General features: G+C 74.5%; 2 protein-coding genes. Both read left to right on the plus strand.

Annotated features, from left to right (window positions below):
• Nucleotides 1-349: VanZ family protein (locus tag B7767_RS33420; RefSeq protein WP_143652757.1), on the plus strand; the 349-nt coding region annotated here is incomplete at its 5' end.
• Nucleotides 350-406: 57 nt separating this feature from the next.
• The gene (locus tag B7767_RS33425) at nucleotides 407-607 is read left to right on the plus strand and encodes a PspC domain-containing protein (protein ID WP_085575382.1); all 201 of its coding nucleotides are present in this window, start codon (nucleotides 407-409) and stop codon (nucleotides 605-607) included.
• Nucleotides 608-865: the final 258 nt, after the last annotated feature.

The following is an 865-nucleotide window of genomic DNA, read 5'->3' on the forward strand; positions in this document are numbered from 1 at the left end:
GCTGGGTGTGCTGCTGCCGATGGCCGGGGGCCGGCCGGCCGTCTCGCGGCTGGGTTCACTGATCCGCACCATGGCGGCGACCGCGCTGGTGTCGCTGGCCATCGAGATGCTGCAGACGGCGGTGCCGGGCCAGGTCGTGGACGTCGACTCGCTGCTGCTGAACACGGCGGGCGCGGCACTCGCGCATGCGGCGGTGGTGCCGGCGGGCCGCGCCTGGCTGCGCCGCCGGGCGGTACCGGGCTCCGGCACGCCCCTCCTCCCGGAGGAGCCGGCTCAGGGTAGGACCCCGACGATTCCCAGGGTCGGGATCGCCCCGTGGAGCGACGCTTTGCCCCCTTCGTCTCCGTAACGTGGAGTGCACGGAGGCAGCCGGTCGGGAGGCCTCGCACCACACGAAGGAGCCGCGATGAGCCGCCCCGTCCGCCCCACCAACAACCGCATGATCGGCGGAGTGTGCGCCGCGCTGGCCCGGCGCTTCGGCACCTCCGCGACCACGATGCGGGTGATCTTCCTGCTGTCGTGCCTGCTTCCGGGCCCGCAGTTCCTGCTGTACATAGCGCTGTGGGTGCTGTTGCCGTCGGAGGACAAGGCCCGGGCGGCCTGGTAGCTCCGCGACGCCGTCTCCCGCGAGTACGCCGATGGGGCGCGACCCGGTTCCGGGTCGCGCCCCATCGGCGCTTTTCCGCCTGTCGGGTCAGGCGCCGAGCGGCATCCCGTTGACGGTGACGCCCTGGGTGGGCAGGTCCTGCAGCGGCATGCCGCCGAGGAGACCGGAGGTCGCGGCCTCGGGGCCCACCTGCCGGGCGACCGGCTGCGCGGTCGCCACGCCGGTGCCGGCCAGCTCCTGGCCCGTCGCCAGCGCCCG

It is taken from the genome of Streptomyces sp. 13-12-16, from assembly GCF_002114215.1.
Classification (GTDB): Bacteria; Actinomycetota; Actinomycetes; order Streptomycetales; family Streptomycetaceae; genus Streptomyces.

Bases quoted from the DNA above. Each gene is read 5' to 3' on its own strand.
- B7767_RS33425 (WP_085575382.1), top strand. From the start codon at position 407: ATGAGCCGCCCCGTCCGCCCCACCAACAACCGCATGATCGGCGGAGTG.